The 5,901-nt window shown below is 65.3% G+C and carries 4 protein-coding genes; 1 reads left to right on the top strand and 3 read right to left on the bottom strand.

Annotated features, from left to right (window positions below; all coding sequences use genetic code 11):
• Window positions 1-8: 8 nt before the first annotated feature.
• The 3 genes from HKK72_RS34975 to HKK72_RS34965 form a co-directional block, all read right to left on the bottom strand.
• Complete coding sequence (locus HKK72_RS34975) at window positions 9-2,357, bottom strand: phosphoketolase (protein WP_187238692.1); 2,349 nt, start codon at window positions 2,355-2,357, stop codon at window positions 9-11.
• A gap of 225 nt (window positions 2,358-2,582) precedes the next feature.
• Entirely contained in the window at window positions 2,583-3,452 is an 870-nt protein-coding gene (locus HKK72_RS34970; protein WP_187238691.1) for a universal stress protein, read from the bottom strand.
• Window positions 3,453-3,610: 158 nt separating this feature from the next.
• Complete coding sequence (locus HKK72_RS34965; protein WP_222721534.1) at window positions 3,611-4,300, bottom strand: CBS domain-containing protein; 690 nt, start codon at window positions 4,298-4,300, stop codon at window positions 3,611-3,613.
• 318 nt (window positions 4,301-4,618) lie between these two features.
• Between HKK72_RS34965 and HKK72_RS34960 the strand changes: the two genes are divergently transcribed.
• Window positions 4,619-5,875 carry a PAS domain S-box protein gene (locus HKK72_RS34960; protein WP_222721533.1) on the top strand — a complete coding sequence of 419 codons (1,257 nt, stop codon included), beginning with the start codon at window positions 4,619-4,621 and terminating at the stop codon, window positions 5,873-5,875.
• Window positions 5,876-5,901 lie beyond the last annotated feature (26 nt).

The raw sequence follows: 5,901 nt of genomic DNA, 5'->3' as shown, positions 1-5,901 counted from the left end.
GATGTGGGTCAGTGCGGCCATTTCCATTCTGCGATCTCGGGGTCGTCTTGGCCGTGTTCGCGGGTGTGGGCGCGGGCTTGCAGTCTGGCGTCGGTCATTTGTTGGTGTACGTATGTGGCTCGTGGGCCGAGCCCGGGGAGTCGTTCGATGACGTCCATGACGAGGTGGTAGCGGTCGAGGTCGTTGAGCATGACCATGTCGAAGGGTGTGGTGGTGGTGCCTTCTTCTTTGTAGCCGCGGACGTGGATGTTGTGGTGGCCGTTGCGTCGGTAGGTGAGCCGGTGGATGAGGTAGGGGTAGCCGTGGAAGGCGAAGATGATGGGTTTGTCGGTGGTGAAGAGCATGTCGAACCGGCGGTCGCTGAGGCCGTGTGGATGTTCGGTGTCGGGTTGTAGTCGCATCAGGTCGACGACGTTGACGACTCTGACGCGCAGGTCGGGGAAGTGGCGGCGAAGGAGGTCGGCGGCGGCGAGCGTTTCCAGGGTGGGGATGTCGCCGGCGCAGGCCAGGACGACGTCGGGGTTTTCGCCGTCGTCGGTGCCGGCCCATTCCCAGATGCCGATGCCGCGGGCGCAGTGTGCCATGGCCTGGTCGATGGGCAGCCAGTTCAGTGCGGGCTGCTTGCCGGCGATGATGACGTTGACGTAGTCGCGTGATCGGAGGCAGTGGTCGGTCACTGAGAGCAGGGTGTTGGTGTCCGGTGGTAGGTAGACGCGGATGATCTCTGGCTTTTTGTTCATGACGACGTCGAGGAAGCCGGGGTCTTGGTGGGTGAAGCCGTTGTGGTCTTGCCGCCAGACGTGTGAGGAGAGCAGGTAGTTGAAGGAGGCCACGGGCCGTCGCCATGGGATTTTGCGGGTTGTCTCGAGCCATTTGGCGTGCTGGTTGAACATGGAGTCGATGATGTGGATGAACGCTTCGTAGCAGTTGAACAGGCCGTGCCGCCCGGTGAGGAGGTAGCCCTCGAGCCAGCCCTGGCACAGGTGTTCGCTGAGTACTTCCATCACGCGGCCGCGGGGGGCCAGGTGTTCGTCGGTGGGGAGCCGTTCGGCCTGCCAGACCCGGTCAGTGGTCTCGAAGACGGCCTGGAGCCGATTGGAGGCGGTCTCGTCCGGCCCCATGACGCGGAAGGTCCCGGGATTGGCGGTGATCACGTCACGCAGGAGCGTGCCGAGCACCCGGGTCGGCTCGGTGAACGTGGTGCCCGGCCGTTCGACCGGGACGGCGTGGCGGCGGAAGTCCGGCAGTGTCAGTTCCCGTAGCAGCAGGCCGCCGTTGGCGTGCGGGTTCGCGCTCATCCGCCGTTCCCCTCGCGGCGGCAGCTCCAGCAGGTCGGCGGTCGGCCGCCCGCCGGTGTCGAAGAGTTCCTCGGGGCGGTAGGAGCGCAGCCACGCCTGCAGTTGCGCGAGGTGCTCGGGGTTGTCCCGTACCCCGGGAAGGGGCACCTGATGAGCCCGCCAGGTCCCTTCGACCGGCAGCCCGTCCACCTGTTTCGGCCCGGTCCAGCCCTTCGGGGTGCGCAGCACGATCATGGGCCAGCGCGGTCGCTCGGTCACTCCTTCGCGACGGGCCCGGTACTGGATGGCGGCGATCTCGGCGGTCGCCTCGTCGAGCGCGGCGGCCATGGCGCGGTGTGTCGTGTACGGGTCGTCACCGGCGACCAAGATCGGGCGGTGACCGTACCCCTCCAGCAGGGACAGGAGCTCGGCCTCGGGGATGCGGGCCAGCACGGCGGGGTTGGCGATCTTGTAGCCGTTGAGGTGCAGGATCGGCAGCACCGCGCCGTCGCCGACCGGGTCGAGGAACTTGTTCGAGTGCCAGCTGGTGGCCAGTGGCCCGGTCTCGGCCTCGCCGTCGCCGACGATGCACGCCACGACGAGATCGGGGTTGTCGAACGCCGCGCCGTAGGCATGCGCGAGGGAGTACCCCAGCTCGCCGCCCTCGTGAATCGACCCGGGCGTCTCCGGCGCCACGTGGCTCGGGATCCCGCCCGGGTAGGAGAACTGCCGGAACAACCGCGCCATCCCGGCCGCGTCCCTGGTCACGTGCGGGTACACCTCGGTGTAGGTGCCCTCGAGCCAGGCGTTGGCGACGGCGGCCGGCCCACCATGACCCGGCCCCATGATGTAGATCATGTTCAGATCACGGGACTTGATGACCCGGTTGAGATGCACATAGCAGAAGTTCAGGCCGGGCGAGGTGCCCCAGTGCCCCAGCAGCCGCGGCTTGATGTGCTCAGGTCGCAACGGCTCATTCAGCAACGGGTTGTCCCGCAGATAGATCTGGCCGACGGAGAGATAGTTCGCCGCGCGCCAATACGCATCGGTGCGGCGGATCTCCTCGTCTTCGATGGTCATCGCATTGTCTCCCAAAAGTGGAGGGGCTGTTTGTGCAACAGATGGCGGTACGTGTGCATGGGATCATTGCCCCGATCTTGCAGATGACAACCGCGCGGACTTCCGCCAAGCCGTGAACGGAAAAGGACGTCGTGGCTCTTGCGCGTCATGGCGAATGCGCTCGTCACCTCTGTCCGGCGACTCCGAGTCACGTGATCATCTTTGCCGCTGCGGCCGCGGCTGAGGTCAGGATGCCGGTGGGACGACCGCCAGTGGGCAGTGGGCGTGGTGGAGAAGGGCGTGGCTGACCGAGCCGAGCAGGAGGGCGGGGAATCCACCACGTCCGCGCGTGCCGACCACGATCAGATCGGCTCGTGCCGAAGCGCCGGAGAGGATCTGCACTGCGTGGCCCTCTACCAGGTCGTGGATGACATGGACATCGGGGAATTTCTCCCGCCAGCCGATCAGCGACTCGGCCAGCAGACGTTCCTCCGCTTTCCTGGCCGTCGCCGACTCGTGGACGAGCGACCGCATGTCCTCGGGCTCCGCGGATGTGTGATGTGTCCAGGTGCGGACGGCGCGAAGCCGTGCCTTGCGCATTGCGGCCTCTTCGAAGGCGAAGCCGATCGCGTTGCATGAGGTGTCGGATCCGTCCACGCCAACGACGATCTCCCGGTGCACCGCGGGTTGCGGCCGCCGTACGATCACGGCCGGGACCGGCGAGTGTGAGACGACCTGGAAGGTGACCGAGCCGAGCAGCAGTCCGGCCACACTGTTCGCGCCGCGGCCGGCCAACACGATCATCTCGCAGTCTTCGGCCTGTCGCAGCAGGCTCTTGGCCGCCGGACCCGGCACGACCGTTCCATCGACCGCCACACCGGCATCCCTTTCGTGGGCGATCGCGGTCGCCTTCTCGAGGATCTCTTCACCGCCGGTGAGCAGCCATTCGCGCACGGCTCCTGCTCGCGGGTCGACGGGGGTGTCGTACAGCCAGGGAGCGACGGCGTACACCAGGCGCAAAGAACATCCGCGTCGTGCGGCCTCTTCGGTCGCCCATTCGACGGCGTGCAGACTGTGATCCGATCCGTCGACTCCCACCATGATCGTGTTGGTCATTGCACTCTCCTCTTTCCCCAGCGCGCGTGTCGATTGGACGGGTTGCTTCTGTTGGTTCTCCATGGCAACCCGATCGGCGCCGGGTGCACAGGGACGAACGTCCTGCGCGCCCAGCGGAACGTCTTCGGATCATCGGGTGTGTCGGGCAGTACTTTCGTTCAGGCGCGGGGCACGCGGTGTGCCGCCTCGGTGGTGTCGTCATCGACGTAGCCGAGTTCGTCGATGACGTCGACGACGCCCTCGGTAGCGGCGATCAGCCGTGTCACGATCGGTATCAGACTCCTCTGTTCAAGAGTTCCGCCGAGGGTGACGATGCCGTTGCTGACGTTGATCGAAACGGCTTCGGGGTCCGCCATCAGCAGGCGCGTGAGCACCTCCTGGATGATCTCCTCGCGGATCTCCTCATCCGGGCGGGCGAAGACGCGTAGCAGGTCGCGGCGGCTGACGATGCCGAGCAGGACATTCTGATCGTCGACGACGGGCAGGCGCTTGATCCGATGGCGATCGAGCAGTCGGGCCGCCTGCGCGATGGTCGTGTCGGGCCGTATGGTGATCGCCGGCGTGGTCATCAATTCCTCGGCGGTCACAGCGCGGGCCTTCGCTCGTGACAACCGGTCGTGGCGGCTTTCCAGCCATGGTCGCTTCTCGTCGTCCTTGTGCTGCTCTTTGGTGAGTAGATCAGCTTCGGAGACGACGCCGATCACCTTGCGGCCGTCACAGATCACCGGTAGCGCGGTGATACCGCGTTGAATCATTATCTGGGCGATGTTCTTGAATGATGTATGCTGGTACGCGGCCACCACGGCTCTTGTCATCACGTCTTGCACCGTTTTCCGCCTCATCTGCATCGCATCCCTCTTCTTTTCGGGAACCATTCACCTACGGCCGATCGATACGTGAATCAATAGGCCGACGCCCTGGTCTTCTTGGTGGACTTCGAAACCGGCGAGCGTCGCCTCTCATGCCCCGATCCTGCGCTGGCCGAACGTTCCTCATAAGAGCCCAACGTCCCCCGATCCGTCGGTCGGGGGAGCCTTGGTCGAGGACCTTCGTCCGTCCGGTGTCTTTCCCCGCACCGTCCGTCACGGTCCGCCGGTCGTGCGCAGAACCCAGCCGATACCGCGGGTGTGTTGCGGCACTCAGATAGCATCTGGCAGCGATAGGAAATGTGCCCGCACGTGAAGAGGAGTTCTCGAATGGTGGCATCGCCAGTCGGTGAGCAGGATCCGGGCGCGCGTCTCAGGAGTCTCGAGGCGATGCTCGATGCCATCGCCGACTACGGGATCACGAAGCTGGACGTGAACGGCGATGTCGTCAGCTGGAATCGCGGCGCTGAGACGCTCACCGGCCACCGTGCTGAGGAGGTCATCGGCAGGCCGGTGTCGATGCTCCATACCGAGGAGGATCGGGCCGCGGGACGGGCGGAGCAGGAGCTCGCGACTGCGCGGGACGCCGGACGACTGGAACTCGAGAGCTGGCGTGTCCGTAAGAGCGGGGAGCGGTTCTGGGCGAGTGTGCTCCTTGTTCCCATCCAAAGTGAGAACGGCACGCTCAGTGGCTTCGCCCAGGTCATCCGGGACATCAGCCGCAGTGCGCGTACCGAATCGACATTCCGGGACCTGCTCGAGTCCGCGCCCGACGCCATGGTGATCGTTGGATCCGACGGACGCATCATGCTCGTCAACCGGCAGACCGAGCAACTGTTCGGTTTCGAACGCGACGAGTTGGTCGGCCAGGAGGTCGAGGTTCTGGTGCCCCCGCGGTTCCGCCGGCACCATCCTGAACATCGCGAGGGCTTCTTCTCCGATCCCCGGGCGCGCCCTATGGGAAGGGGCCTTGAACTGCTCGGGTTGCGTCGGGACGGTAGTGAGTTCCCAGTCGAGATCAGCCTGAGTCCGCTGAAGACAGATCAGGGCGTGATCGTTTCAGCGGCGATCCGCGACGTCACCGAGCGTCGTGAGCAGGAACTCCGCCTCCAGCATCAGCGGGACGAGATCCTGGAATTGTCGACCCCGGTCATCCAGGTGTGGGACAAGGTACTGGCGCTTCCCATCATCGGCACTCTCGATTCCCTGCGTGCCAGCCGACTGACCGAGAACCTTCTGGAGAAGATCGCAGAGAATCAGGCCGAAGTGATCATCTTGGACATCAGCGGTGTGCCCACGATCGACACTCAGGTGGCCCAGCATCTGCTCAAGACGGTACAGGCGGCGACACTGATGGGGACGGTGAGCATTCTGAGCGGTGTGCGGCCGGAGACCGCCCAATCCATGGTGCATCTCGGCATCGACGTCGGCCGACTGCGCAGCCGCAATACACTGCGCGACGCGCTTCAACTGGCGTTGCGGCTGTTGGCCGACCGCGCGGGCGAAGCGAGGGCCGCGGGCGCGACGGTCACCGACGCGACAGGCCGACATGAGTGAGGTCGTCCCCATCATGCGAATCGGGG

It is taken from the genome of Actinomadura sp. HBU206391 (assembly GCF_014323665.1).
Lineage (GTDB): Bacteria > Actinomycetota > Actinomycetes > Streptosporangiales > Streptosporangiaceae > Actinomadura_C.
This window is presented reverse-complemented; position numbering and strand designations above follow the sequence as displayed.